General features: G+C 75.7%; 26 protein-coding genes. 5 read left to right on the forward strand and 21 right to left on the reverse strand.

What is annotated here, in order from left to right; genetic code table 11:
* Positions 1-22: 22 nt before the first annotated feature.
* Complete coding sequence (gene ftsY, locus FHL80_RS11045) at positions 23-1,231, reverse strand: signal recognition particle-docking protein FtsY (RefSeq protein WP_138733472.1); 1,209 nt, start codon at positions 1,229-1,231, stop codon at positions 23-25.
* 72 nt (positions 1,232-1,303) lie between these two features.
* Here ftsY and FHL80_RS11050 point away from each other — a divergent pair, with 72 nt between their 5' ends.
* A complete protein-coding gene (locus FHL80_RS11050) occupies positions 1,304-2,959 on the forward strand; it encodes an alkaline phosphatase D family protein (RefSeq protein ID WP_138733473.1) in 1,656 nt (551 codons plus the stop codon).
* Between the two features lie 11 nt (positions 2,960-2,970).
* Positions 2,971-3,771, forward strand: a complete 801-nt coding sequence (locus tag FHL80_RS11055) for an endonuclease/exonuclease/phosphatase family protein (protein ID WP_138733474.1) — start codon at positions 2,971-2,973, stop codon at positions 3,769-3,771.
* Here FHL80_RS11055 and smc read toward each other — a convergent pair.
* The 12 genes from smc to FHL80_RS11115 form a co-directional block, all read right to left on the reverse strand.
* Positions 3,737-7,303 (reverse strand): chromosome segregation protein SMC, encoded by a 3,567-nt coding sequence (gene smc / locus FHL80_RS11060; RefSeq protein ID WP_138733475.1) that lies wholly within the window; start codon positions 7,301-7,303, stop codon positions 3,737-3,739. The genes FHL80_RS11055 and smc overlap by 35 nt on opposite strands.
* Before the next feature lie 241 nt (positions 7,304-7,544).
* A complete protein-coding gene (locus FHL80_RS11065; protein WP_138733476.1) occupies positions 7,545-7,736 on the reverse strand; it encodes a hypothetical protein in 192 nt (63 codons plus the stop codon).
* Between the two features lie 146 nt (positions 7,737-7,882).
* Positions 7,883-8,155, reverse strand: coding sequence for an acylphosphatase (locus FHL80_RS11070; RefSeq protein WP_138733477.1), 273 nt, complete (start codon positions 8,153-8,155; stop codon positions 7,883-7,885).
* Complete coding sequence (mutM, locus tag FHL80_RS11075; protein WP_138733478.1) at positions 8,152-9,036, reverse strand: bifunctional DNA-formamidopyrimidine glycosylase/DNA-(apurinic or apyrimidinic site) lyase; 885 nt, start codon at positions 9,034-9,036, stop codon at positions 8,152-8,154. Before mutM ends, FHL80_RS11070 begins: the two co-directional genes overlap by 4 nt.
* A 1-nt stretch (position 9,037) precedes the next feature.
* Positions 9,038-9,799 carry a ribonuclease III gene (gene rnc / locus FHL80_RS11080; RefSeq protein WP_246078610.1) on the reverse strand — a complete coding sequence of 254 codons (762 nt, stop codon included), beginning with the start codon at positions 9,797-9,799 and terminating at the stop codon, positions 9,038-9,040.
* A 76-nt stretch (positions 9,800-9,875) separates the two neighbouring features.
* Positions 9,876-10,055, reverse strand: a complete 180-nt coding sequence (gene rpmF / locus FHL80_RS11085; protein WP_014742387.1) for a 50S ribosomal protein L32 — start codon at positions 10,053-10,055, stop codon at positions 9,876-9,878.
* 2 nt (positions 10,056-10,057) lie between these two features.
* Positions 10,058-10,765 carry a YceD family protein gene (locus FHL80_RS11090; RefSeq protein WP_138733479.1) on the reverse strand — a complete coding sequence of 236 codons (708 nt, stop codon included), beginning with the start codon at positions 10,763-10,765 and terminating at the stop codon, positions 10,058-10,060.
* A gap of 126 nt (positions 10,766-10,891) precedes the next feature.
* Positions 10,892-11,581, reverse strand: a complete 690-nt coding sequence (locus FHL80_RS11095; protein ID WP_138733480.1) for a hypothetical protein — start codon at positions 11,579-11,581, stop codon at positions 10,892-10,894.
* On the reverse strand, positions 11,578-12,066 hold the full coding sequence (gene coaD, locus FHL80_RS11100; RefSeq protein ID WP_138733481.1) for a pantetheine-phosphate adenylyltransferase: 489 nt from the start codon (positions 12,064-12,066) through the stop codon (positions 11,578-11,580). Before coaD ends, FHL80_RS11095 begins: the two co-directional genes overlap by 4 nt.
* Entirely contained in the window at positions 12,063-12,617 is a 555-nt protein-coding gene (rsmD, locus tag FHL80_RS11105) for a 16S rRNA (guanine(966)-N(2))-methyltransferase RsmD (RefSeq protein ID WP_138733482.1), read from the reverse strand. The genes coaD and rsmD overlap by 4 nt, the downstream gene beginning before the upstream one ends.
* Positions 12,618-12,696: 79 nt before the next feature.
* A complete protein-coding gene (recG, locus tag FHL80_RS11110) occupies positions 12,697-14,889 on the reverse strand; it encodes an ATP-dependent DNA helicase RecG (RefSeq protein WP_138733483.1) in 2,193 nt (730 codons plus the stop codon).
* Positions 14,889-16,517 carry a DAK2 domain-containing protein gene (locus FHL80_RS11115; protein WP_138733484.1) on the reverse strand — a complete coding sequence of 543 codons (1,629 nt, stop codon included), beginning with the start codon at positions 16,515-16,517 and terminating at the stop codon, positions 14,889-14,891. The genes recG and FHL80_RS11115 overlap by 1 nt, the downstream gene beginning before the upstream one ends.
* A gap of 209 nt (positions 16,518-16,726) precedes the next feature.
* Between FHL80_RS11115 and rpmB the strand changes: the two genes are divergently transcribed.
* On the forward strand, positions 16,727-16,909 hold the full coding sequence (gene rpmB, locus FHL80_RS11120) for a 50S ribosomal protein L28 (RefSeq protein ID WP_439331091.1): 183 nt from the start codon (positions 16,727-16,729) through the stop codon (positions 16,907-16,909).
* 113 nt (positions 16,910-17,022) lie between these two features.
* Here the strand turns inward: rpmB and FHL80_RS11130 are convergent, their stop codons facing one another.
* The 3 genes from FHL80_RS11130 to FHL80_RS11140 are packed head-to-tail and all read right to left on the reverse strand — an operon-like array spanning position 17,023 to position 19,170.
* The gene (locus tag FHL80_RS11130; RefSeq protein ID WP_138733485.1) at positions 17,023-17,649 is read right to left on the reverse strand and encodes a cytidylate kinase-like family protein; all 627 of its coding nucleotides are present in this window, start codon (positions 17,647-17,649) and stop codon (positions 17,023-17,025) included.
* Positions 17,637-18,152, reverse strand: coding sequence for a GNAT family N-acetyltransferase (locus FHL80_RS11135; RefSeq protein ID WP_138733486.1), 516 nt, complete (start codon positions 18,150-18,152; stop codon positions 17,637-17,639). The genes FHL80_RS11130 and FHL80_RS11135 overlap by 13 nt, the downstream gene beginning before the upstream one ends.
* Complete coding sequence (locus FHL80_RS11140) at positions 18,136-19,170, reverse strand: thiamine-phosphate kinase (protein WP_138733487.1); 1,035 nt, start codon at positions 19,168-19,170, stop codon at positions 18,136-18,138. Before FHL80_RS11140 ends, FHL80_RS11135 begins: the two co-directional genes overlap by 17 nt.
* Positions 19,171-19,247: 77 nt before the next feature.
* Between FHL80_RS11140 and FHL80_RS11145 the strand changes: the two genes are divergently transcribed.
* Together FHL80_RS11145 and FHL80_RS11150 are read left to right on the forward strand one after the other, a co-directional pair.
* Positions 19,248-19,481, forward strand: a complete 234-nt coding sequence (locus FHL80_RS11145; RefSeq protein ID WP_014742398.1) for an Lrp/AsnC ligand binding domain-containing protein — start codon at positions 19,248-19,250, stop codon at positions 19,479-19,481.
* 52 nt (positions 19,482-19,533) lie between these two features.
* The gene (locus FHL80_RS11150) at positions 19,534-20,070 is read left to right on the forward strand and encodes a DUF3515 domain-containing protein (protein WP_246078611.1); all 537 of its coding nucleotides are present in this window, start codon (positions 19,534-19,536) and stop codon (positions 20,068-20,070) included.
* A gap of 70 nt (positions 20,071-20,140) precedes the next feature.
* Here FHL80_RS11150 and FHL80_RS11155 read toward each other — a convergent pair whose 3' ends face one another.
* The 5 genes from FHL80_RS11155 to FHL80_RS11175 form a co-directional block, all read right to left on the reverse strand.
* Positions 20,141-20,797 carry a hypothetical protein gene (locus FHL80_RS11155; protein WP_138733489.1) on the reverse strand — a complete coding sequence of 219 codons (657 nt, stop codon included), beginning with the start codon at positions 20,795-20,797 and terminating at the stop codon, positions 20,141-20,143.
* Entirely contained in the window at positions 20,794-21,915 is a 1,122-nt protein-coding gene (locus tag FHL80_RS11160) for a D-alanine--D-alanine ligase family protein (protein WP_138733490.1), read from the reverse strand. Before FHL80_RS11160 ends, FHL80_RS11155 begins: the two co-directional genes overlap by 4 nt.
* Positions 21,916-21,926: 11 nt before the next feature.
* The gene (locus FHL80_RS11165; protein WP_138733491.1) at positions 21,927-23,087 is read right to left on the reverse strand and encodes a cystathionine gamma-lyase; all 1,161 of its coding nucleotides are present in this window, start codon (positions 23,085-23,087) and stop codon (positions 21,927-21,929) included.
* A gap of 86 nt (positions 23,088-23,173) precedes the next feature.
* Positions 23,174-24,169: an NAD(P)H-dependent glycerol-3-phosphate dehydrogenase gene (locus tag FHL80_RS11170; RefSeq protein WP_138733492.1), complete on the reverse strand. Its 996-nt coding sequence runs from the start codon at positions 24,167-24,169 to the stop codon at positions 23,174-23,176.
* Positions 24,166-24,945: a lysophospholipid acyltransferase family protein gene (locus FHL80_RS11175; RefSeq protein WP_138733493.1), complete on the reverse strand. Its 780-nt coding sequence runs from the start codon at positions 24,943-24,945 to the stop codon at positions 24,166-24,168. Before FHL80_RS11175 ends, FHL80_RS11170 begins: the two co-directional genes overlap by 4 nt.
* Positions 24,946-24,990: the final 45 nt, after the last annotated feature.

A 24,990-nucleotide genomic window follows, 5' to 3' on the forward strand; every position in this document is an offset into this window, starting at 1 on the left:
CCCAACGATCACCCCCCGACGATCACCCCCCGACGATCGCCTCCGCGAAGGCCTCCGGCTCGAACGGCGCGAGGTCGTCCGGCCCCTCCCCCAGCCCGATCAGCTTCACCGGGATGCCCAGCTCGCGCTGGACCGAGACCACGATGCCGCCCTTGGCGGTGCCGTCGAGCTTGGTCAGGACGACGCCGGTCACGTCGACCGCCTCGGTGAACACCCGCGCCTGCACGACGCCGTTCTGCCCGGTGGTGGCGTCCAGCACGAGCAGCACCTCGTCGACCGGCCCGTGCTTCTCCACGACCCGCTTGACCTTGCCGAGCTCGTCCATCAGGCCGGACTTGGTGTGCAGCCGGCCGGCGGTGTCGACCAGGACGGCGTCGACCTCGCCCTCGATGCCGGTGCGGACCGCCTCGAACGCCACCGATGCCGGGTCGCCGCCCTCCCGGCCGCGCACGGTGAGCACGCCCACCCGCTCGCCCCACGTCTCCAGCTGGTCGGCGGCCGCGGCGCGGAAGGTGTCGGCGGCGCCGAGGACGACGCTCTTGCCGTCGCCGACCAGGACCCGGGCGATCTTGCCGACCGTCGTCGTCTTGCCCGCGCCGTTGACCCCGACCACGAGGACGACGGCGGGCCGGCCGTCGTGCCGGTCGGTGTGCAGCGTCCGGTCCAGGTCCGGGCCCAGGACCGCGGTCAGCTCGCGCACCACCAGGTCGCGCAGCTGGGTGCCGGACGCGGTGGCGAGCACCATGCTCTGGGTCCGCAGCCGCTGCACGATCTGGGTCGTGGCACCCACCCCGATGTCGGCGGCGAGCATCGTCTCCTCGACCTCCTCCCAGTCGTCCTCGGTCAGCCTCTCCCGGGCCAGCACCGTGAGCAGGCCACGGCCGAGGGAGGACTGCGAGCGGGCCAGCCGGGAGCGGAGCCTGACCAGCCGGCCGGCCGAGGGCAGCGGGGTCTCGAAGACCAGCCCCGGCTCGGGCTCGGCCGGCGGCAGCTCGACGGGCGCCTCCGGCTCGGCCTCCGCCGGCACGGTCGGCGCCGGCGGCCCGGTGTAGAGGTCGGCCGCGGTCGCCCCGGACGTCGGGTCCGGGGCGATCGGCGGGCGGGTCAGCGTCGTGCCGGCGGCCGCGTCGTCGTCCAGCCGCAGGGTCCGGCGCCCCCGGCCGACGAGCAGGCTGACCCCGGTGATCAGGGCGACGACCAGGATCGCGAGGGCGATCAGCACGAACTCCATGCCCACCAGTCTCCCAGCCCTCCCACATCGCGGTCGGGGCGGCGGACCGGGGTCATGCGGCAGGCTGTGCCCATGCCCGACACCGCCGGCACTCGCCCGCTCCTGCTGCTCGGCCCGCTGGTCAGGCACGTCGACCCCGTGTCCGCCACCATCTGGGTGGAGACCGACCGTCCGTGCGAGGTCGCGGTCCTCGGCCGGCGGGCCCGCACCTTCTGCGTGAACGGCCACCACTACGCGCTGGTCGTCGTCGAGGGCCTCGAGCCGGGCTCCACCACGCCCTACGAGGTGCACCTGGACGGGGCGCAGGTCTGGCCGCAGGCGCACTCGGCCTTCCCGCCCAGCCGGATCCGCACCGCGGGCCGGCCGGGTGCGTTCCGGCTGGCCTTCGGCTCCTGCCGGTACGCCACCCCGACCACCGCCGACGTCCGTGACGCCATCCCGCCGGACGCGCTGGACAGCTACGCGCGCCAGATCGCCGACACCCCCGAGGACCAGTGGCCGGACGCGCTCGTGCTGCTCGGCGACCAGGTGTACGCCGACGAGCTCACCCCGGCGACGACGGAGTGGGTGTCCCAGCGCCGGGACCTGTCCCAGCCGCCCGGCGCCCAGGCGGCGGACTACGAGGAGTACACCCGCCTCTACTCGGAGTCCTGGAGCGATCCGCAGGTCCGCTGGCTGCTGTCCAACATCCCGTCGTCCATGGTCTTCGACGACCACGAGATGATCGACGACTGGAACACCTCGGCGGCGTGGCGGGCGGAGGTGACCCCGACCGACTGGTGGGAGAAGCGGATCACCGGCGGGCTGACGAGCTACTGGGTCTACCAGCACCTGGGCAACCTCTCGCCCAACGAGCTCGCCGAGAACGACCTGTGGCAGGCCATCCAGGGCAGCGAGTCCCGGGACGCCGGCCCGATGCTGGACGCGATGGCCCACCAGGCCGACACCGAGCCGCGGTCGGTGCGCTGGAGCTTCGTCCGGCACTGGGGCTCGGCGCGGCTGATCATGCTGGACAGCCGGGCCGGGCGGGTGCTGGAGGAGGACGACCGCAAGATCCTCGACGACGCGGAGTTCGACTGGGTCGAGGCCGCCATGCGGAACGCGGTCGACGACGGCGTCGAGCACCTGCTGATCGGCACCTCGCTGCCGTGGCTGCTCCCCCACTCGGTGCACGACCTGGAGCGCTGGAACGAGACGCTGTCGGTCCGGCACGCCGGCAAGCCGCTGGGCCGGCTCGCCGAGCAGCTCCGGCAGGCGGCGGACCTGGAGCACTGGGCGGCGTTCGGGGGGTCGTTCGAGCGGCTGGGCCGGGCGCTGGTGTCGCTCGGCCGGGGCGAGCTGGGCCGCCCGCCGGCCACCGCCCTCGTCCTCTCCGGCGACGTCCACCACGCCTACGCCGCGGAGCTGGTGGACCCCGGCGGTCTGGACACCCGGGTGCACCAGCTGACCGTCTCGCCGCTGCACAACTCCGCGCCGCACGCCATCGAGATCGGGTTCAAGGTCGGCTGGAGCCGCTGGGCGCGGGCCATCACCGGCGGCCTGCGCGCCCTGGCCCGGGTGGAGCGCAGCCCGCTGCAGTGGCGGAAGCAGGCCGGGCCGTTCTTCGGCAACGAGCTGGGCGAGCTGCTGCTGGAGGGCCGGGACGCCCGGTTCCTGCTGTGGGCGACCAGCCGGGAGGACGACGGCACACCCCGTTTCACCCAGGTGCTGGACACCCGGCTGTCGTAGACGATCTCCGGATGAGCGCCGTCCGACTGGTCACCTTCAACCTGCACCACGGCGTCGGGGACGACGGCCGGCACGACCTGGTCCGGGTGGCCCGGCTGCTCGACGACGCCGATCCCGACGTCATCTGCCTGCAGGAGGTCGACCGGCACTTCGGTGGGCGGAGCGAGTTCGTCGACCAGGCGCGGCTGCTGGCCGAGGCGCTGGACCGGGAGCTCGCCTGGGCACCGTCGATCGACGAGGCCTCCCGGGGCGGCCGGGCGGAGCGGCGGCAGTACGGCAACGCACTGCTGTCACGGTTGCCGGTGCGGAGCTCCGAGGTCCACCCCCTCCCCGGGAGCGGCGAGCCACGCAGCGCGCTGCGCGCCCGGCTGCAGCTCGCCGGGAGCGAGCTCGAGGTCGTGACCACCCACCTGTCCAGCCAGTCGGCCGCCGACCGGGCGGCGCAGGCCGCCACCATCGCCGGTCTGCAGGGGCCAGGGGGCCCGCCGACGGTGGTGGTCGGTGACCTCAACGCCGACGCCGGTGCCCCCGAGCTGGACGCGCTGCGCGAGCGGTTCGCCGACGCGTGGGAGCTGGCCACCGACCGCAGCGACCAGGCCGGCCGGTTCTCGCTGCGCGGGGGCCGGGGCCTGACCCACCCGGCGCGGCGACCCCGGGTGCGGATCGATCAGGTGTGGGTCTCCCCGGGGGTCTCGGTCGCCGACGCCCGGGTGCTCGACGGCTCGGCCTCCTCCGACCACCACCCGCTGCTGGTCGACCTGGTGGTCGCACCGGCCGCTAGGCCGTCTGGAGCTCCCGCAGACGCTGGCTGATGACGCCGGTGATGCCGTCGCCGCGCATGCTCACGCCGTAGAGCGCGTCGGCGATCTCCATGGTCCGCTTCTGGTGCGTGATGACGATCAGCTGCGAGCTGCCGCGGAGCTGCTCGACGAGGGTGAGCAGCCGCCCCAGGTTGACGTCGTCGAGCGCGGCCTCGACCTCGTCGAGCACGTAGAACGGCGAGGGGCGGGCCCGGAAGATCGCCACCAGCAGCGCGACGGCGGTGAGCGACCGCTCACCGCCGGACAGCAGCGACAGCCGTTTGACCTTCTTGCCGGGCGGGCGCGCCTCGACCTCGACCCCGGTGGTCAGCAGGTCGTCGGGGTCGGTGAGGTGGATGCGTCCCTCGCCGCCGGGGAAGAGGATCGAGAAGACCTCGGCGAACTCGCGCTGGGTGTCGGCGAACGCCTCGGCGAACACCTCGTGGATGCGGGCGTCGACCTCGCGGACGACGGTGAGCAGGTCCCGCCGGGTGTTCTTGAGGTCCTCCAGCTGGGTGGCGAGGAAGGTGTGCCGCTCCTCCAGCGCCGCGAACTCCTCCAGGGCCAGCGGGTTCACCTTGCCCAGCGCGGCGAGGTCACGCTCGGCGCGGGCGGCCCGGCGTTCGGTCACCGCGCGGTCGTAGCCGACCGGCTGGGGCTCGGGGTCGCCCGCCTCGGCGGCCGCAGCCACCTGCGCCTGGGTCGGCGGCACCAGTGCGGCCGGGCCGTACTCACCGACCAGGGTGGGCAGGTCGACGCCGTACTCCTCGGCGGCGCGCGCCTCCAGGGCCTCGATCCGCAGCCGCTGCTCGGCGCGGGCGACCTCGTCGCGGTGCACCTCGTCGGTGAGCCGGTCCAGCTCCGCGGTGTGCTCCCGGACCCGGGCGCGGACCACCAGCAGCTCGGCCTCCCGGCCGGTGCGGGCCTCCGCCAGGGCGTCGCGCTCGGTGACCGCACGGGCCAGCGACGCGCTCAGCGCGGCCTGCGCCTCCTCCGCGCCGCGACGCACGGCCGCGGCGACGCGCGCGCCGCGCTCCCGGGCGACGCGGGCCGCCGCGGCCCGCTCGCGCGCGGCCCGCTCCTGCCGGGCCTGGCGCCGCAACGACTCGGCCCGCCCGGTGAGCGAACGGGCCCGCTCCTCGGCGGTGCGCACCGCGAGCCGGGCCTCCGTCTCCGCCTGCCGGGCACCGGCGGCCTCGGCCCGGAGCCGGTCCCGCTCGTCGGTCGACGGCTCCTCCTCCAGCGGCGCCGCCTCGGCGGCGGTCAGCCGCTCCTCGAGCTCGACCAGCCCGGCGACCGCGGCGTCGCGGGCCTGCTCGGCCCGCACCCGGGCGGCGTCCAGCCGCTGGGCCTCGGCCACCGCGGAGCGCGCGGCGGCACCCAGCTCGGCGAGCTCGGCGGCCGCGGCCGAGCGCGCCCGCTCACCGGCCTGCCGGGCGGTGAGCGCGGTGTCGACGTCGGCGGAGCGCTGCCCCGCGACCTCGCGGGCGTCGGCCAGCTCGTCGGCCAGCCGGGCGGCGGTGGCCGCGGCGCGGTCCAGCTCGGCCGCGGCCTCGTCGACCCGGGCCCGCACCTCGAGCCCCGACGGGGCGTTCACCTGCCCGCCCACCGCCCAGTCGGCGCCCAGCAGGTCACCGGACCCGGTGACCGCCCGGACCCGCGGGTGGGTGCGCACCAGCGCCACGCCGGCGGTCAGGTCGCCGACGACGGCGACCCGCTCCAGCGCGCGGGCCAGCGCCGGACCGAGCTCGGCGGGTGCGGTGACCAGGTCGAGGGCCCAGCGAGCGCCCTCGGGCAACTCGGGCCAGCCGTCCCGGGCGACCGGGGGCAGGCCGCCGGTGACCAGCAGGCCCACCCGCCCGCCGTCGGTCCCGGCGAGGTGGGCGAGCACGTCGGCGGCCTCGGCGACCCCCGCGACGACCACCGCGTCGGCCAGCCCGCCCAGCGCGGCGGCGATCGGGACCTCGGCACCCGGCGCGACGGTGAGCCGGTCGGGGACCGGGCCGAGCACCCCGGGCAGGCCGGCGGCGAGCACGGCGGCCGCGCCGTCGGCGGGGGCGAGCCCGAGGGCCAGCGCGTCGCGGCGGGCCTGCCAGCCGGCGCGGTCCCGTTCGGCAGCGCGTTCGGCCGCGGTCAGCTCGGCGACGGTGCGGGCGGCCTCGGCGGAGGCGGCGACCGCGGCGGCGTGGGCTGCGGCGAGGTCCTCGTCACCGCCGGCGTCCTCGGTCAGTTCGGCGCGCCGGGCCTCCAGCCGCTCCGCGGCAGCCTCGGCCCGGTCGGCGGCCTCCGTGGCCGCAGCGGCGAGCCGGTCGATCTCCGCCTCGCCGGCCGCGGCACGCGACCGGCCCGCGGCCACCTGCCCGGAGAGCCGGGCCAGCTGCTCGCGGCGGTCGGCCAGCGCACGGGCTGCGGCGACCAGCGCCCGCTCCGCCTCGCCCAGCGCCGTCTCCACCTCGGCCCGCAGCGCCACGGCGGTCGCCAGCCGGGCGCGCTCGGCCTCCAGCGACTCGGCGAGCTCGCGCTCGGTCGCCTCGACCCGCTCGGCCTCGGCGTCGAGTGCGTCCGGGTCGCGGCCGGTGGGACCGGCCGGCGGCGCGGCGGCCAGGTGGCGGTGCCGCTCGGCGGCCAGCTGGCCGACGCTGCGGAAGCGCTCGGCCAGGGTGGACAGCCGGTACCAGCTGTCCTGGGCGGTGGCCAGCGCGGGGGCGTCGGCGGCCAGCTGCCGTTCCAGGGCCGACTCGGTGCGGGAGGCCTCGCCCAGCGCGGCCTCGACCACCGCCCGGCGGGCGCGCGCGGCGGTCTCGTCGGCGACGTCGGCGTCGAGGGCGTCGCGGAGCCCGACCAGGTCGTCGGCGAGCAGCCGCAGCCGCGCGTCCCGCAGGTCGGCCTGCACCCCGGCCGCCCGGCGGGCCACCTCGGCCTGCTTGCCCAACGGCTTGAGCTGACGGCGCAGCTCGGCGGTCAGGTCGCCCAGCCGGTCGAGGTTGGCCTGCATCGCGTCGAGCTTGCGGAGCGCCTTCTCCTTGCGTTTGCGGTGCTTGAGGACGCCCGCCGCCTCCTCGACGAAGGCGCGCCTGTCCTCCGGGCGACCGGAGAGGACGGCGTCGAGCTGCCCCTGCCCGACGATGACGTGCATCTCCCGGCCGATGCCCGAGTCGCTGAGCAGCTCCTGGACGTCGAGCAGCCGGACCTTGTCCCCGTTGATCTCGTACTCGCTCTCACCGGAGCGGTACATCCGGCGGGTGATCGACACCTCGGTGTAGTCGATCGGCAGCGCGCCGTCGGCGTTGTCGATCGTCAGCGTGACCTCGGCCCGGCCCAGCGCCGGCCGACCGGCCGTACCGGCGAAGATGACGTCCTCCATCTTGCCGCCGCGCAGGCTCTTGGCGCCCTGCTCGCCGAGCACCCAGGCGATCGCGTCGACGACGTTGGACTTGCCCGAGCCGTTCGGGCCGACGACGGCGGTGATGCCGGGCTCCAGGCGGAGCGTCGTCGGCGACGCGAAGGACTTGAAGCCCTTGAGCGTCAGGCTGGACAGGTGCACGGTGGAGAGACTCCTGGAGGGGTACGACAGTCCTGCTCAGCGCAGGGTCGCCCCATGATGACCGAGAGCGTGCCGATCGCCCCTCGATCGCGTGATCAGAGGGGTGCGTGGTGACGCTGTGCCGCGTCGGCCCACGGCCCCGCCGCGGGGGCCCACCACGAGCGAGGTGACCTGCTGGAACGGCCCCCTTCCAGGGGCCCACCCTGAGCGTGCGAAGGGTGGGGAGGAAGGGGGTCCTTCGTCAGGCGAGGGCGGGCGCGGCCGACTCGTGGGCCATGGTGAGCAGCTCGCGGGCGATCGTGGCGTCCCGCTCCTCGCGGAGGACGGCGATCTCCTCCTCGAGACGGCGCACCTTCGCGCGCAGGGCGGCGTTCTCCTCGGCTACTCGAAGCTCGTGCGGAGCGACGATCGAACCGAACAGGGCCTTGGCCATGTCTCAGCGGCCTTTCACGTGCAGGAGTGGGTCCCTCGCACCGCCGGGGCGGTCTGCGCGGGTTGGTGCTCTCAGGGTGACAGCCGCTTCGACCTGGGTCAACGGCGCGACCACCCCTGGCGGGTGTCGGGCGGATGTCGTCTTGGTCACCCGACGGTGAAGCCGGGCACCCCCTGCACCACGTCGTCGCGCTGCTGCACGCCCGCGACCGCACCCGGCGCCCGTGGTCCGGAGAGCTCGGCCAGCACCGCCCGGACGTCGTCCGCCGGGCCCTCGAGGACCACCTCGACCCGCCCGTCGGGCAGGTTGGTCGCCGACCCGGCCAGCCCGCGGGCGGTCGCCGTCCCGCGGACGAACCAGCGGTAGCCGACGCCCTGCACGTGGCCCTCGACCAGCGCGACGACCCGGACGGCGCTCATGCGCGACGGGCGCGAGGGCGCGGCTGGCACTGCGGGCAGCTGTAGCTGGACCGGTTCATGAACGACTCCCGGCGGATCGGGGTCCCGCACCGGGGGCACGGCCGGTCCAGCTGTCCGTAGACCGCCAGGTGCCGGGAGAAGTACCCGCTCTGCCCGTTGACGTCCACGTAGAGCGAGTCGAAGGAGGTGCCGCCCTGGGCGAGGCTCTCCCCGAGCACGTCGCGGACGCCCTCCAGGAGGTCGGCGACCTGGGCGCGGGTGAGCTTGTCGGTGGGCCGGGCACCGTGCAGCCGGGCGCGCCACAGCGACTCGTCGGCGTAGATGTTGCCGACCCCACCGATCAGGGTCTGGTCCAGCAGCGCACGCTTGACCTCGGTGTGCCGGCGGCGGAGCGCGGCGCTGAAGGCATCGACGTCGAAGGCGTCGTCCAGCGGGTCGATGGCGATGTGCGCCAGCCGCGGCGGGACGTCGGCGGGGTCCGCGCCCGCGCCCTCCTCCACCGCCAGCCCGCCGAAGGTCCGCTGGTCGACGAAGCGCAGCTCGCGGCCGCCGTCGGTGAACCGGAAGCGTGCGCGCAGGTGCACCTCGTCGGCCTCGTCGGGCTTCTCCACGAGCAGCTGCCCGCTCATGCCCAGGTGGGCGACCAGCGCGCGGCCGGTGGGGGTGCCGTCGGCCTCGGCGACCGGCAACCACAGGTACTTCCCGCGGCGGTGGGCGGCGGTGAGGGTGTGGCCGGTCAGCGCAGCGACGAAGTGCTCGGTCCCCTCGAGGTGCCGGCGGACCGCCCTCGGGTGGTGCACCTCGACGGTGGCGATGGTCCGGCCGGCGACCCAGCGCTCCAGGCCGCGCCGGACGACCTCGACCTCGGGCAGCTCGGGCACGTCAGGCGCCCGCAGGTCCGCCGTCGGCCACCGTCGTGAGCGAGTGCCACGCCGCCTCGGCGGCCTCCTGCTCGGCGGCCTTCTTGGTGCGCCCGGTGCCCTTGCCGCGGACCTGGCCGGCCAGCAGCACGACGGCGGTGAACGTCTTGGCGTGGTCAGGCCCCTCGTCCTCGACGTCGTAGACCGGGGCACCCAGGCCCTGGCCGGCACCGAGCTCCTGCAGGCTCGTCTTCCAGTCCAGCGCAGCGCCGCGGGTGGCCGACTCGGCCAGCAGCGGGTCGAACAGCCGGTGCACGATCCCCGACGCGGTGTCCAGCCCCTGCCCCAGGTGCAGGGCGCCGATCAGCGCCTCCAGGGCGTCCGCGAGGATCGAGTCCTTCTCCCGCCCACCGGTGGTCGTCTCGCCACGACCCAGCAGCAGGTGCGGGCCGATGCCGCCCTCGCCGAGGGCGCGGGCGACGCGGGCCAGCGAGTTCATGTTGACCACCGAGGCGCGCAGCTTGGCCAGCTGGCCCTCGGGCAGCTCGGGGTGGCTCCGGTAGAGCTCGTCGGTCACCACGAACCCGAGCACCGAGTCACCGAGGAACTCCAGGCGCTCGTTGGTGGGCAGGCCACCGTGCTCGTAGGCGTAGGACCGGTGCGTCAGCGCCAGCTCCAGCAGCGCCGCGGGCAGCTCGACGCCCAGGGCGCCGGCGAGCCAGCGGGCGGAGTTCGCGGCGTGCTCGGGGCCGGCGGGCAGACGACCGCCGGCGTCCTCGGTCACGGACTCCCCGCCGGGGAGCCTGCCACCGAGGACGCCGGAGCAGAGGTCGGCTGCGCCATGGTGCGGGTGCGCAGGGTCAGACCGCGAGGACCTGACGGCCGTCGTGCTGACCGCAGGTCGGGCACGCGATGTGCGGGGGCTTGAGCTCGCCGCAGGCCTTGTTCGGGCAGGGGGCCAGGGTCGGGGCCGTGGCCTTCCACTGCGACCGGCGCGAGCGGGTGTTGCTGCGCGAGGTGCGCCGCTTCGGGACAGCCATGATCAGTTCTCCTCGGTGTCGGTGCTCCCGGAGCCCGGCTGGGCCCCGTCGGCGTCGTTCGCAGTGCTGTCGTTCAGGTCGGCGAAGCGCGCGGCCAGCCCGGCGAACCGGGGGTCGATCACCTCGTGCGAGTGGTCGGCGGGCAGGTCGTCCAGGCGCTCACCGCAGTCGACGCACAGGCCGGCGCAGTCCGGCGTGCAGGTCGGCGAGAGCGGCAGGGTGAGGACGACGGTGTCCCGGACCAGCGGAGCCAGGTCGAGCGTGTCGCCCTCGATCCGGCGCACCTCGTCCTCGCCGCTGGTGGCCTCGGTGGTGCTGCCCTCGTAGGCGTACAGCTCCTGGACGTCGAGCTCGAAGGTGTCCTCGACGGGGTCCAGGCACCGCGCGCACTGCCCGGTCACCGGGACGTCGACGGTGCCGCTGACCAGCACGCCCTCCATCACGGACTCGAGCCGGAGGTGCAGGTGGACCGGTGCGCCCTCGGGGACGCCGATCATCTCGACACCCCAGCCGGGACGGGCGGGCAGCGTCTTGTCCCACTCGCGCATGGTCCCGGCGCGCCGGCCCAGCTCGCGCAGGTCGACCGTCCACGCCTTGGCAGCAGCCTTCTCCGCGGCCTTCTCGGCGACCGAGCGGGTCGCGGGGTCGGCGGCGGGGCGCTGCGCGTCCGTGGACGCGGCGCCGGGGGACGGTGCAGGGGAAGCAGACATGTCAGTACTCGTCGTCGTCGATGGTGGGTTCGCCGGGAGCGCACGGGACGGCAGCGGCCGGACGGAGGTCGAGCTTACCCGATCCTCGGCCGGCCCCGTCCCGGCCTCGGGACGCACGCGGTCGCGTCAGGGCGTGCGCAGGTTCGTGCGCGCCTTCTCCACCGAACGCATCATGTGCGACAGCGTGTTCCCGAAGTCGGCGAGCCGGGTGTCGACGTAGTCGTCGACCTCCGCGCGCATCCGCGCGACCTCGGCGGCGGTCTGCGCGCCGAGGGCGTCGGCCCGGTCGACCGCCGTCCGGTAGACCTCCGTCTCGGTGAGCAGCCGCTCGTGCTCGACCTCACCGGCGGCGACCAGCTCGTCCTGCTGGCGCTGCCCGTCGGCGAGCAGCTGCTCGCGCAGCCGGCGGGCCTCGGCGACCAGCCGCTCGGCCTCCGCCTCGGCCTCGGCCAGCAGCTCGTCGGCCTCCGCCTGGGCCTGAGTGAGGATCTCGTCGCGCTGCCGGCGGGCGGTGCCGATCAGCTCCTCGCGCTGGCGGCGGGCGTTGGCCACGACCTGCTCGCTGTCGCTGCGGGTGCGCCCGGTCAGCCGCTCGGCCTCGGCCTGGGCCTGCTGCAGGATCTCGGTGCGCTGCTCGACGATGGCGCCGGCCTGCTGCACCTCCTCGGGGAGGGACTCGCGCAGCTCGTCGAGCAGGTCGAGCAGGTGGTCGCGCGGCACCATGCAGGATGAGGACATCGGCACGCTGCGGGCGTTCTCGATCACCGTGGTCAGCTCGTCCACGGTCTCGTACAGCCGGTAGACCACCTCCGTCATGGCCGCTGCCTCTCCCTCGACTGCGCGACCAGCCGGTCGTTGACCCCCTTGGGGACCAGCGACGAGACGTCGCCGCCGAACCTGGCGATCTGCTTGACCAGGCTCGAGGACAGGTGGCCGACCTGGGGCGCGGTCGGCACGAACAGGGTCTCGACGCCGGCCAGCTCGCGGTTCATCTGGGCCATCTGCAGCTCGTACTCGAAGTCGCCGACGGCCCGCAGGCCCTTGACGATCACCGGGATGTCCCGGTCGCGGCAGTAGTGCACCAGCAGGCCCTCGAAGCTGTCCACGGTGACGTTGGGCAGGTCGACGACCGCCTCACGCAGCAGGGCCATCCGCTCCGAGACGTCGAACAGGCCCGCCTTGCCGGGGTTGACCAGCACCGCGACGACCAGTTCGTCGTACAGGCCAGCGGCGCGCGCGATCACGTCGACATGGCCGTTGGTGACCGGGTCGAACGAACCGGGACAGACCGCTCGCCTCACGACAGACGACCGTACCGGAGCACCGCCTCCCCGTACCGACGATCACGGACTCCGATCAGCGGTGTCGGCCACTCCCAGGCCTGCTCCCGGCTGGACCGCTCGACGACGACCACGGCGTCCGGGGCCAGCCAGCCGTTGCCGACGAGCGCGTCCAGCACCCCGAGGACCTCCTCGACGGGGGTTGCGTAGGGCGGGTCGGCGAAGACCAGGTCGAAGCCGGCCGGGGCCGCCCCCGCGACCACGGTCGGCACGCTGCCGGCCAGCACCACGGCGCCGCGCAGGTCCACCGCGGCGATGTTGTCGCGCAGCACCGGCAGCACCCCGCCGCCGGACTCCACGAACACCGCCTCGGCCGCGCCGCGGGACAGCGCCTCCAGTCCGAGCGCCCCGGAACCGGCGTAGAGGTCCAGCACGCGGACGCCGTCGAGGTCCAGCAGCGAGCCCAGGGAGTTGAACAGGCCCTCGCGGGCCCGGTCGCCGGTGGGCCGCACCCCGGCGCGCGGGACCTTCAACCGCCGCCCGCCGGCGACTCCGGAGATCAACCTGGTCATGCCGTCCGCCTCGTCCAGTCGTGCGGCCCCGTCCAGAGGCCCGTCCCGAGCTTGCGAGGGATGAGGAGGGCGAGGTCCTTCACGCCTTCTCCAGGTAGTCGGCGCGCTCGTCCATCGCCAGTGCGGCGACCGCGGCGGCCAGCTCCGGGTGGTCGGCGAGGCCCCCGCCCTGCTCGACCAGGGCGGTCGCCTCGGCCCGCGCCTCGGCGATCAGCGTCTCGTCGTCCAGCAGCGAGAGCAGCTTCACGTTGGAGCGGCGGCCGGACTGCGCGGCGCCGAGCACGTCGCCCTCCCGGCGGGTCTCCAGGTCCAGCCGGGCCAGCTCGAAACCGTCGGTGGTGCCGGCGACGGCGGCCAGCCGCTGGCCGGTCGCCGACGAGCTGGACGCCTCGGTGACCAGCAGGCACAGCCCGGCGTGCTCGCCCCGCGCCACCCGGCCGCGCAGCTGGTGCAGCTGGCTGACGCCGAACCGGTCGGCGTCCATCACCACCATCACCGTGGCGTTGGGCACGTCGACGCCGACCTCGACGACGGTGGTGGCGACCAGCACGTCGACCTCGCCGGCGGCGAAGGCCCGCATCCGGGCCTCCTTCTCCTCCGGGGGCATCCGGCCGTGCAGCACCTCGACCCGCAGCGCCGACAGCGGGCCCGAGCGCAGGCCCTCGGCGACGTCGAGCACGGCCAGCGGCGGGCGGCGGTCGCTGGTGCCGGCGTCCTCCGGCGGGGCGCCGTCGGCGTCGTCCGGCCCGTCGTCGTCCTTGGCCGTGTCCTCCAGGTCGCCGATCCGGGGGCACACGACGTAGGCCTGCCGCCCGGCCGCGACCTCCTCCCGCACCCGGGCCCAGGCGCGGTCCAGCCAGGCCGGCTTGTCCTTCACCGGGACCACGGAGCTGGAGACCCCGCCCCGGCCGGCGGGCAGCTGGCGCAGCGTGGAGGTCTCCAGGTCGCCGTAGACGGTCATGGCCACCGTGCGCGGGATCGGCGTCGCCGTCATCACCAGCACGTGCGGCGGGCGGGTGCCCTTGGCGCGCAGCGCGTCCCGCTGCTCGACGCCGAAGCGGTGCTGCTCGTCGACGACGACCAGGCCGAGGTCGGCGAACTCGACGCCCTCCTGCAGCAGCGCGTGGGTGCCGACGACGATGCCGGCGCTGCCGTCGGCGACCGCGGCCCGGGCCTCCCGCCGGGCGGCGGCCTTCTGCGACCCGGTCAGCAGCACCACCCGGGTGCCCGCCGGGTCGCCGTCCAGCTCACCGGCCCGGGCCAGTGGCCCAAGGATGGCGGCCAGGCTGCGGGCGTGCTGCGCGGCGAGCACCTCGGTGGGCGCCAGCAGCGCCGCCTGGCCACCGGCGTCGACCACCTGGGCCATCGCGCGCAGCGCGACGACGGTCTTGCCCGAGCCGACCTCGCCCTGCAGCAGCCGGTTCATCGGCTGCACCCGGGCCAGCTCGGCGGCCAGCTCCTCGCCGACCTCCCGCTGCCCCTCGGTGAGGGAGAACGGCAGCGCGGCGTCCACGGCGTCCAGCAGTCCGCCGCTGCGCCGCGGTCGCTCGATGCCGGGCTCCAGCGCGGCAGCCCGGCGACGGGCGGCGAGCGTGCACTGCAGCACCAGCGCCTCGTCCCACTTCAGCCGCTCGTCGGCGAACTCGACCTGGGCCACCGACTCGGGACGGTGCTTGTAGACCAGCGCCGTGGCCAGCGACGGCAGGCCGTGCCGGTCGCGCACCGGCTCGGGGATGGGGTCGTCAAGCAGGGCCTCGAGCGAGCGCCGGTCGTCCAGCAGGAGCTTGACCGACTTCTGGATCACCCAGCTGGAGACGTCCTTGCTGGCCGGGTAGATCGGCACCAGGGCGCGGGCCCAGTCGTCGTCGTCCCCGGTGATGATGTGGCAGTCCGGGTGGGTGAACTGCAGGTCGTTCTGCCACTTCCCCACCGAGCCGGCGAACAGCCCCCACTCGCCGACGGCGAGGTGGGCGTGCCGGTGGTTGAAGAAGACCAGCCGCATGCTCCCGGCGCCGTCGCCCACGGTGACCTCGGTCAGCGTGCCGGGGCGCCGCTGCATCTTGCGGGTGCTGACGCTCTTGACCTGGGCCAGCACCGTCACCCGGTCGCCGACCTGCAGGTCGTCGAGCCGGGACATCTCACCGCGCCGGGCGTAGCGGCGCGGGTAGTGCCGCAGCAGGTCGCGCACGGTGCGCAGCTGCAGCTGGTCGGTCATCACCTTCGCGGTCTTGGGACCGAGCACCCGGACCAGGTCGGTGTCCATGGTCACCATCACTCCACCCCCACCAGCAGCGGCACGGCGCCGGCACCACCGGCGTACCGGACCACCTCGACCGTGGGGTGCGCCGCCGCCAGGTGCGCGGACACGGCGTCGCCCAGGGCGGCGTCCGCCCCCACGACCAGGGTCGCCATCTCCCCGCCGGCCGAGAGCAGGCGGTCGAGCAGGTCCCGGGCCACCGTGGCGGGATCCGCGCCGATCACGACGACGTCGCCCTCCGCGCTGCCCAGCACGTCGCCGGGGGCGCACCGCCCGGCCGAGGTGAGGGCCTCCTGGTCGGCGACCGTGACCTCGGCCCAGCGGGTGGCCGCGGCCGCCTCGGCCAGCGCGACGACATCGTCACCGAAGCGGCGGGCCGGGTCGGCGACGGCCAGCGCGGCCAGCCCCTGCACCGGCGACCGGGTGGGGACGACGACCACGTCCCGGCCCTCGGCGCGGGCGCGGTCGGCGGCCCGGCCGGCCGGGGCGATCGCCGCGGCGGCGTTGGGCAGCACGACGACCTGCTCGGCGCCGGTGCCGAGGACGGCGCCCAGCACGTCGTCCTCGTGCACCTCGTCGACCGGCGCGGTGAGGACCGCGACGCCCTCCCCCGCGAACAGCTCGGCCAGCCCGGCCGCGCAGGCCAGCGCGACGACCGCCCGGACGCCCGGGGCCGCGGCCGGCGGGCGCGGCGGCGCCAGCGCGGTGACCGAGATGCGGTGCGGCCGGCCGGCCTCGATGCCGGCCTCGAGCGCGGCCCCGACGTCGGAGACGTGCACGTGCACGTTCCACTCGCGTCCGGCGGGGGTGTCGACGCCGACCACCACCAGGCAGTCCCCGAGCTCGGCGAGCCGGGCCTGCAGCCGGGCGACGGCGTCCGGGTCGGAGTCGGCGAGCAGGAACTGCACCTCGCTGCCGGGACCGGGAGCCGGCGGGCCGGGCACCACGGCCGGGGGCCGCCGGGGGCGGGCCGGGCGGCCGCCCAGCGGAGGCCGGACCGGCGCCACCCCGGTCACCGTGCCGACCAGGGCGTCCAGCACCAGGCACCAGCCCGCGCCCCCGGCGTCGACGACCCCGGCGTCCCGGAGCGCGGCGAGCTGGCCGGTGGTGGCCTGCAGCGCGGTGAGCGCGCCGTCGGCGGCCGCCCGGACGACGTCGGCGAGCCCGGTCCGCCCCGCGGCCACCGCGGCGGCCGCGGCCTCGGCACCCGACCGCGCCACGGTGAGGAAGGTGCCCTCCTCGGGGTCGGCGACGGCGCCGTACGCGGTCCGCGAGGCGCTGGTGAGCGCCGTGGCGAGCACCTCGCCGTCGACCTCGGGGGTGTCGGCCAGCCCGTCGGCGAGACCGCGCAGCAGCTGGGCGAGGATCGCGCCGGAGTTGCCGCGGGCCCCGAGCACCGCACCCCGGGCGAGCACCGCCCACGGCGACTCCGGCCGCCGGCCGCCGTCGTCCCGCGCGGCCTGCAGGGCGGCGTCCAGGGCCGCGTGCCCGGCCGCGGCGGTGAGCAGCAGGTTGGTGCCGGTGTCCCCGTCGGGCACCGGGAAGACGTTGAGCTCGTCGAGCCGGCCGCGGGCCGCGCCGAGGCTGTCGACGACGGCACGACTCCACCGGCCGACCGCGGCGTCGTCCAGCGCCCTCAGCACGCCCGGCAGGGTACCGGGGGTCGCCGACAGGACCGGTCCACGCGTGCCCACCCGGGCCGCCGGGCCGGGGTGGGCCGACAGCGGTCCCGGACACCGGTTACAGTGGTGTCCAGCGTGTGCGTGGCTGGTGTCTGCCCTCGGGCCTCCAGCGGCACCGCGACCTGACTTCAGTTGGACCAATTCTCTGGGAGTGATCGACCGTGGCTGCCGTGTGCGACGTGTGTGGCAAGGGCCCCGGTTTCGGCATGTCGGTGTCCCACTCGCACCGCCGTACGCCGCGCCGTTGGAACCCGAACATCCAGGCCGTGAAGGCCGTCGTCGGTGCCGGCACCCGCCGCCGCATCAACGCCTGCACCTCCTGCATCCGCGCGGGCAAGGTCGTCCGCGGCTGAACAAGGACCCCGTCCTCCTCGCCCCTCGCACGCTCGGGGCGAGCCTCTGGACGGGGCCGAAGAGCGCGACGAAGACCCCGGAGGCTCGATGGCCTCCGGGGTCTTCTGCGTGCTCAGGTGCCGATGCCGCGGGCGCGGGCGGCGGTGACCACCAGCTCGACCACCGCGTCGTGCGGCAGGGCCGTGCTGTCGACCACCAGGTGGTAGTGCCGGGACTCGGCCGGGTCGCAGCGGTAGAAGTGCCGCACGTAGGCGACCCGGGCCCGGTCGGCGGCCTCCTGCTCGCGGCGCACCTCGTCCTCCGGGCGGCCGGAGTGCGCGACCGCGGCGGCCAGCCGCCGCCCCGGCGGCCCGTCCAGCCGCACGTGCAGCACGTCGGGGCGGTCCCGCAGCACCATCGCCGCCGCCCGGCCGAGCACCACCCCACCCGGTCCCTCGACGATCTCGCCGAGCACCCGCTCGGTCTGCACCCGGTAGGCCCGCTCGTCGGGGAGCGCGGACGTCGGGAGCACCCCGCCGACCGGGTCGGGCATCGTGCCCAGCGAGCTCACCAGCCGCCACAGGCCGCGGGTGACGGTCTCGTCGTTGGCCTCCGCCTCGGCGACGGGGACCCCCAGCCGCCCGGCGACCTGGGCCGGGATGACCCGGTCGTGGAAGGGCAGCCCCAGGCGCTGGGCGACGGCCGGGGCGATCTCGGCACCGCCGGCACCGAAGGACGCCGACACGGTCACGACGCCCATGCGTCGTCCTCCTCGGGCTGCCCGACTTCCAGGTCCTTGCCCAGGAAGACCGCGTCCGGTGCGTCGGCGTACACCCCGTACCCGGGAACGGGCACCCAACCCGCGCGGTCGTAGAGCGCCAGCGCCTCGGGCTGCCGGTCACCGGAGTTCAGCACCAGCTGCCGGTGGCCGGCCGCCGAGGCGGAGCGCTCCAGCTCGACGAGGACCACCGCCGCGATGCCGCGCCGGCGGAACGCCGGCTCCACGTACATCCGCTTCACCTCCGCCACGCCGTCCCCGAGCGACCGCCAGCCACCGCAGCCGGCAGGCACCCCGTCGACCTCGGCGACCAGGAAGAGCCCCAGCGGCGGGGAGAACTCGGCCGGCTCGACGACGGCCTCGTCGAAGCCGCCGTAGCGGACGACGTACTCCTGCTGCACCCGCTCGACGAGGTGCTGGGCGACCGGGTCGGCGTACCCCACGGCGCGGAGCCGGACCGGACGCGGCTCAGCCGAAGTGGACATGACCGGTCTCCTCCCCCAGCTCGGCCGCCACCTGCGCGGCGGGCACCCCGTCCACCCGGACCCCGGGTCCGTCCTCCGTCGCCTCGTGCACGACGCCGATCCTCGTCCACCCCTCGGGGAGCCCGACGTCGGAGGGGAAGGTGGCCACCAGGGCGTGGTCCTCCCCGCCGGTGAGGACCCAGACCAGCGGGTCGCCGCCGAGCGCCGCGGCGACCTGCGGCAGCGGCCCGACCACGAAGGTCTCCCGCAGCACGGCGCGGTCCAGGTCCAGGACGACGCCGCTGTCGGTGGCGAGGTGGCCGGCGTCGGCGAGCAGCCCGTCGCTGGTGTCGCACATGGCGGTGGCCCCGGCGTCGGCGGCTGCCGGACCGGCGGCGTACGGCGGCAGCGGGCGGCGGTGGGCACCCACCGCCGCGGCGGGCGCGGAGAAGCCCCGGCGGAGCACCGCGAGCCCGCAGGCCGACCAGCCGAGCCGGCCGGCCACCGCGACGACGTCCCCCGGCCGGGCGCCGGAACGCAGGACCGGCGCCCGGCCACCGAGGTCGCCCAGCGCCGTCACCGACAGGACGACGGCCGAGGAGTCCGGCGCGCTCGCCGAGGTGTCGCCGCCGACGACCGCGGCGCCGAACGGGGCGCACTCCGCCGCCATGCCGACCGCGACGCCCTCCAGCCACGCCGCGGGGGTGTCCGCGGGGCAGGCCAGCCCGACCAGCAGCGCGGTGGGCGCCGCGCCCATGGCGGCGACGTCGGCCAGGTTGGCCGCGGCGGCCTTGTGCCCGACGTCCTCGGCGGAGGACCAGTCACGACGGAAGTGCCGGCCCTCGACCAGGACGTCGGTGCAGGCCACCACCCTGCCGTCGGGCGTGCGCAGCACGGCCGCGTCGTCGCCGGGGCCGACGTCGGCCAGCGCCGCGGTGCCCGACCGGGCGACCACCCGGGCGATGAGCGGGAACTCCCCCACGGCCCCGGCGGTGTCCGCCGGATCGGACCGGGGCGTGAGCGGGCGGGGCCGCGTCACGCGCCGTCCCCTGCGGCTCGGTAACGTTGCTGGCCGGTCCGCTGCCCAGCAGGCCTGCGCCCGAGGAAGGTCAACCCGTGGTCCACGCCTACATCCTGATCCAGACCGAAGTCGGCAAGGCAGCCGCGGTCGCCGCGAGCATCAGCGAGATCGCCGGCGTGACGAAGGCCGAGGACGTCACCGGCCCCTACGACGTCATCGTCCGGGCCGAGGCGAACACCGTCGACGAGCTCGGCCGGCTCGTCGTCGCCCGGGTGCAGTCGGTCGACGGGATCACCCGCACGCTGACCTGCCCCGTCGTCAACCTCTGAGCTCCTGAGCACGCCGAACCCCTCGGACCGGCTGCTGCGCCGGGCGGCGCTGGTGACCCTCGCCGTCCTGGTGGCGGTGGTGGCCGTGCTGCTGGTGCTGGTGGACCTGCAGCGCGACGACGAGCCCGCCGACGCCGGGTCCGCGGTGGCCGAGGTCTCGGGCACGACGTCCGCGCCGCGGGGGGACCTGCCCCCGGTGCAGGTCGACACCCCCGACGTCACGCCCGCGGCGGACCTGGCCTGCCCGGTGCTGATGGGCCAGCTGCCGCTGGAGCTGGCCGGGGAGACCTCCCGGCTGGTCGACTCCGACACCCCCTACGCCTACGCCTGGGGCGACCCGGCGGTCGTGCTGGTGTGCGGCGTCGACCCGCCGGCCGGTCACGTCGTGGGGACCTCGACGATCGTCATCTCCGGCGTCGAGTGGTTCGTCGACGACTCCGACCCCGACGTCGTCGTCTGGACGACGGTCGACCGGAACGTGCCCGTCCAGGTGTCGGTGCCGACGAGCACCGACAGCGCCTCGGTGACCGCGCTGTGCCCGATCATCGCCACGGCCCTGCCCTACGTCACCCCCACGCCCGGCAAGTGAACGTCTCCACGGCCCCCGTGCAGGGGCCCGCCGCGAGCTTGCGAGTGGCGGGGGGCACGGGGGTCCTTCATCAGCCGGACGGCAGGCCGTCCAGCTGGGCGACGGTGACCGCGACGAGCTCCGCCCAGGCGTCAGCCGGGGTCGCCGCGACCGCGGCGACCGAGACGGTGAAGACCCCCGAGGCGCACCAGGCGAAGGCGGCGGGACCGGCGAGGCCCTGGTCGGGCGCGGGCTCGTCGCGCGCCATGGTCACGCAGCCGGCCGGCAGGTCGTCCGGGGCGCTGTCGGTCAGCCCGCCGTAGTACTCCGCGTCGTTGCGCGCGAGGTCCTCCGCGTAGGACCCCGCACCGCCCTCGTCCCGGAACTGGTCCAGGAACACGCTGGTCAACGCGGCGTCCGCGCGCCAGAAGCGCTCCCAGCCGCGCTGGTACCCGTAGTCGCTGAGCACCTGCCGCTGCCGCTGGGCGTCGTCGCCGTACCGGGCGACGTCGTCGATCGTCTTGGCGCCCGCCGGCGGGTCGAGCTCGTCGTCGGGCACCAGCGGCAGGCCGGAGGGCACCGCGTCGACCAGCAGGGCCTCGAGCCCCGCGGCGTCGGACGGGACGGCGGCGGACGCCGACGACGACGCCGGGCCGGCCGCGGGGGCCTCCTGGGACGTGCAGGCGGTGCACCACGGGGTGAGCAGCAGCAGCGGGGCCGCCACGGTCCGCAGCAGCCGGGAGGTCACCCGCCGTCCAGCCCGGCACCGGACACCAGCCGGTCGACCAGCTCCGGGTAGCTGACGCCGGTGGCCGCCCACATCCGCGGGAACATCGAGATGGGCGTGAACCCGGGCATCGTGTTCACCTCGTTCACCACCCACCGGTCGGCCCCGGTCGCGGGGTCGGCAGAGAGGAAGAAGTCGACCCGGGCGAGCCCGCGGCAGTCCATCGCCAGGAAGGCCCGGCGGGAGATCTCCTGCACCGCGGCGGTCTGCTCGGCGGTGAGGTCGGCGGGGACGTCGAACTCGACGGCGTCCTCGAGGTACTTGGCGTCGAAGTCGTACCACTCGGTGCCCGGCCGCAGCCGGATCTCCGCCGGCAGGCTGGCCTCGGGCAGCCCGCCGCCCGGCCGGGCCAGGACGCCGCACTCGATCTCCCGGCCGGGGACGGCGGCCTCCACGACCACCTTGCGGTCGACCGCGGCCGCGGTCGCCACCGCCGCGGGGAACTGCGCCCAGTCCGTGACCCGGGTGATCCCGATGCTGGACCCGGCCCGGGAGGGCTTGACGAAGACCGGCAGGCCCAGCCGCTCCCGTGCCGCCTCGTCCAGCACGTCCGGGTCGGGGCAGATCGCGCCGCTGGCGTCGCGCAGCACCACGTGGTCGCCCTGCGGGATCCCGGCGGCGGACAGCAGCTTCTTGGTGAACTCCTTGTCCATCGAGGCCGCGCTGGCGAACACCCCGGAGCCGACGTAGGGCAGCCCGGACATCTCCAGCAGCCCCTGGATCGTGCCGTCCTCGCCGTAGGCGCCGTGCAGCACCGGGAAGACGACGTCGACCTCGGTGAGCCGGCCGATGGCCTGACCGGGCTCGAGCACCGCCAGGCCCCGCCCGGCCGGGTCGCCGACCAGCGAGACGGCCGTGCCGTCGCCGACCTCGGGCAGCTCCCCGCCCTCGATGGCCAGGGCCGCGCCGTCGTGGAGCACCCACCGGCCGTCCCGGGTGATGCCCACCGGGACCACCTCGTAGCGCTCCGGGTCCAGCGCGGCGAGCACGCTCCCGGCCGACACGCAGGAGATCGCGTGCTCCGCGCTCCGCCCGCCGAAGACGACTGCCACCCTGGTCTTGCGCGTCTCGCCGGTCATCGCCGCCGACCCTAGCCGAGCGCCGCGAGGGCCGAGGTGAGGTCCGCGACGAGGTCGGCGGTGTCCTCGATGCCGCAGGAGAAGCGGACGAACCCCGGCGGGACGGCGTCCCCGCCCCACTGGGCGCGCCGGTCGATCGTGGTGTGCACACCGCCGAAGCTGGTCGCGGCGAGCAGCAGCCGGCTGCCCGCGACCAGCCGCTGCACGGCCGCCTCGTCGGCGAGCTCGGCGGAGACGATGCCGTTCGGCCGGAGCATCTGGGTGGTCGCGAGCGCGTAGGACGGGTCGCCGGGCCGCCACGGCCACCGGACACCGCTCACCGCGGGCGCCCCGGCGAGCAGCTCGGTGAGGGCGGCGGCGTTGGCGGCCTGCCGGGCCAGCCGCAGGTCCAGGGTGCTCATCGACCGGTGGGCCAGCCAGGCCTCGAACGGGCCCGGGGTGTTGCCGGTCGTCTTCCGCCAGGCCGCGATCCGGGTGTTCAGCTCCCGGCCGGTGTCCGTCGGCGCGCTGCTCACGTGCCCGAGCAGGACGTCGCTGTGCCCGGTGAGCGCCTTGGTGTCCGACCCGATGGTCAGGTCCGCGCCCAGCGCGAGCGGGCGCTGGCCGATCGGCGAGGCGGTGGTGTTGTCGACCGCCAGCACCGCCCCGGCGGCCTGGGTGGCCCGGGCGACCGCGGCGATGTCGCAGACGTCCAGCTGCGGGTTGCTCGGGGTCTCCAGCAGCACCAGCCGGACGCCGTCGAGGTCCCCGCGGGCGGCGACGTCCTCGATCTCCAGGGTCGGCACCAGGTCGACCTGCAGGCCGAAGCGCTCGAGCTCGTCGCGGGCCAGCACCCGGGTCGCGTAGTAGCCGTCGGAGGGCAGCACCACCCGGTCACCGGGCCGGACCAGGGCCAGCACGGCAGAGCTGATCGCCGCCATGCCGGTGGCGAAGGACAGGCAGTCGCCGCCGTCCAGCTCGCCGACGGCCCGCTCGAAGACCCGCAGCGTCGGGTTGTCCGGCCGCGCGTACCCGTCGGCGCCCTGCCAGCCCGGCGGCTGGTCCCCCAAGTGGTAGGGCGCGGCGAACACCGGGGAGGGACGCAACGGGGTGCCCGGCACCGCCGGGTCGTCGCCGGCGTGCACCAGCCGGGTGCCGTCCCCGAGGTCGGCGGGCAGGTCGGGGGTGCTCACGAACGGTCCTCCAAGGGTCTGAGCGACCCGGGAGGTCTACTCGGGCTCGGCCGGCCGGGTCGTCCTGGCTCGGCCGCCCTCGTCGGTCACTCGGGCTTGGCTTCTCTCGACATCATCTCGCGCACCATCTGGGCGGCCGACTCCCCCTCGTGGCAGACCCGCACGACGGCCTCGGTGATCGGCACGTCGACCCCGTGCGCGCGGGCCAGGTCGAGCACCGAGCGGCAGGTCTTGACCCCCTCGGCGGTCTGCTTGGTGATCTCCAGGACCTCGGCCACCGACATGCCCTGGCCCAGGTGCTCCCCGAAGGTCCGGTTGCGCGACAGCGGCGATGAGCACGTCGCGACCAGGTCACCGAGGCCGGCGAGACCGGCGAAGGTGGTCACGTCGGCGCCCAGGGCCATGCCCAGCCGGGCGGTCTCGGCGAGGCCGCGGGTGATCAGCGAGGCCCGGGTGTTGTCGCCGAACCCCAGCCCGGTGGCGACCCCGCAGGCCAGCGCGATCACGTTCTTCACCGCTCCGCCGAGCTCGCAGCCGACCAGGTCGGGGTTGGTGTAGGGCCGGAAGTACGGAGTGCCGCAGGCTGCCTGCAGCAGCTCGGCCCGCTCGGTGTCCGAGCAGGCGATGACCGTCGCCGAGGGCTGCTCCTCGGCGATCTCCCGGGCCAGGTTCGGCCCGGACAGCGCGGCGACCCGGTCCGCGCCGGCGCCGGTCACCTCGCAGATGACCTCGCTCATCCGCTTGGTGGTGCCGAGCTCGACGCCCTTCATCAGGGAGAGCAGCGAGGCCTCGGACGGCAGCAGCGGCGCCCAGCTGGCCAGGTTGTCCCGCAGCGTCTGGCTCGGCACGGCGAGGACGACGACGTCCGCGCCGTCCAGCGCCTCGGCCGGGTCGACGGTGGCCCGCACGGCCGCGGGCAGCCGCACGCCGGGCAGGTAGTCGGCGTTCTCCCGGGTCGCCGTGATCGTCTCGACCAGCGCGGGGCGGCGGGCGTGCAGCGCCACCGAGCAGCCGGCGTCGGCCAGCACCTTGGCGAACGTCGTGCCCCAGGAGCCCGCGCCGAGCACCGCGGCCCGGATCATGCCACCTCCCCGGGGAGCGCCGGGCGCACCGGCCGGGGGGCGAACTCGGCGGGCGGGGGCTCCTGGCGGAGCTCGCCGAGCTGGTCCCGGACCCGGGTCATCAGCAGGTCGGTCACCTCGCGGAGCAGTTCCGGGGTGAGCGGCTGCCCGGCGCGCACCCGGGCCCGGTGGGCGGAGAGGTCGACCGGCTCGCCGACCAGGTAGTCCGCCGGCGTCCGCAGCCGCAGGTGCAGCCGCCTGGTGTGGTAGTCGTGCACGAGCTGCGGCCCCCACTGGGCGACGGGCAGGACGACGGCGTCGGTGGACAGCGCCAGCCGCGCCACCCCGGACCGGGCCTGCATCGGCCACCAGTCCGGGTCGCGGGTCACCGAGCCCTCGGGGTAGATGACGACGAGCTCGCCGGCGTCGAGCTCGGCCTTGGCGGCGTGCACCGAGGACATCGCGGTGCTGGTGCCCCGGGAGACCGGGATCTGGCCGGCGGCGCGCAGGATCGTGCCGGCGGGGCCGGTGAACACCGACTCCTTGGCCAGGAAGTGCGGCACCCGGCCGCTGTCCCAGACCAGCCGGGCGCAGGCGAGGGGGTCGAGCACCGAGACGTGGTTGGCGACCAGCAGCACCCCGCCGGTGGGCGGGATGCGGTCCGGGTGCCGGTAGCGCAGCCGGAACAGCAGCGAGGCCACCGGGTAGACGACCGTCACGCAGAACCGGAACGCCCAGCTGATCGGGCGGCGGGCGACCCGGCGCGGCGGGCGCGGGACGAGCAGCTCCTGCGGCACCTCGCACCTCCTCCGTCGTCCGGGTCCGCCGGCCCTGCTCGGGAC

It is taken from the genome of Modestobacter excelsi, from assembly GCF_005930495.1.
In the GTDB taxonomy this organism is placed as follows: domain Bacteria; phylum Actinomycetota; class Actinomycetes; order Mycobacteriales; family Geodermatophilaceae; genus Modestobacter; species Modestobacter excelsi.

Bases quoted from the DNA above. Each gene is read 5' to 3' on its own strand.
- ftsY (WP_138733472.1), bottom strand. From the start codon at position 1,231: ATGGAGTTCGTGCTGATCGCCCTCGCGATCCTGGTCGTCGCCCTGATC.
- FHL80_RS11050 (WP_138733473.1), top strand. From the start codon at position 1,304: ATGCCCGACACCGCCGGCACTCGCCCGCTCCTGCTGCTCGGCCCGCTG.
- FHL80_RS11055 (WP_138733474.1), top strand. From the start codon at position 2,971: ATGAGCGCCGTCCGACTGGTCACCTTCAACCTGCACCACGGCGTCGGG.
- FHL80_RS11065 (WP_138733476.1), bottom strand. From the start codon at position 7,736: ATGGCCAAGGCCCTGTTCGGTTCGATCGTCGCTCCGCACGAGCTTCGA.
- FHL80_RS11070 (WP_138733477.1), bottom strand. From the start codon at position 8,155: ATGAGCGCCGTCCGGGTCGTCGCGCTGGTCGAGGGCCACGTGCAGGGC.
- rpmF (WP_014742387.1), bottom strand. From the start codon at position 10,055: ATGGCTGTCCCGAAGCGGCGCACCTCGCGCAGCAACACCCGCTCGCGC.
- FHL80_RS11090 (WP_138733479.1), bottom strand. From the start codon at position 10,765: ATGTCTGCTTCCCCTGCACCGTCCCCCGGCGCCGCGTCCACGGACGCG.
- FHL80_RS11095 (WP_138733480.1), bottom strand. From the start codon at position 11,581: ATGACGGAGGTGGTCTACCGGCTGTACGAGACCGTGGACGAGCTGACC.
- rsmD (WP_138733482.1), bottom strand. From the start codon at position 12,617: ATGACCAGGTTGATCTCCGGAGTCGCCGGCGGGCGGCGGTTGAAGGTC.
- recG (WP_138733483.1), bottom strand. From the start codon at position 14,889: ATGGTGACCATGGACACCGACCTGGTCCGGGTGCTCGGTCCCAAGACC.
- FHL80_RS11130 (WP_138733485.1), bottom strand. From the start codon at position 17,649: ATGGGCGTCGTGACCGTGTCGGCGTCCTTCGGTGCCGGCGGTGCCGAG.
- FHL80_RS11135 (WP_138733486.1), bottom strand. From the start codon at position 18,152: ATGTCCACTTCGGCTGAGCCGCGTCCGGTCCGGCTCCGCGCCGTGGGG.
- FHL80_RS11160 (WP_138733490.1), bottom strand. From the start codon at position 21,915: ATGACCGGCGAGACGCGCAAGACCAGGGTGGCAGTCGTCTTCGGCGGG.
- FHL80_RS11170 (WP_138733492.1), bottom strand. From the start codon at position 24,169: ATGATCCGGGCCGCGGTGCTCGGCGCGGGCTCCTGGGGCACGACGTTC.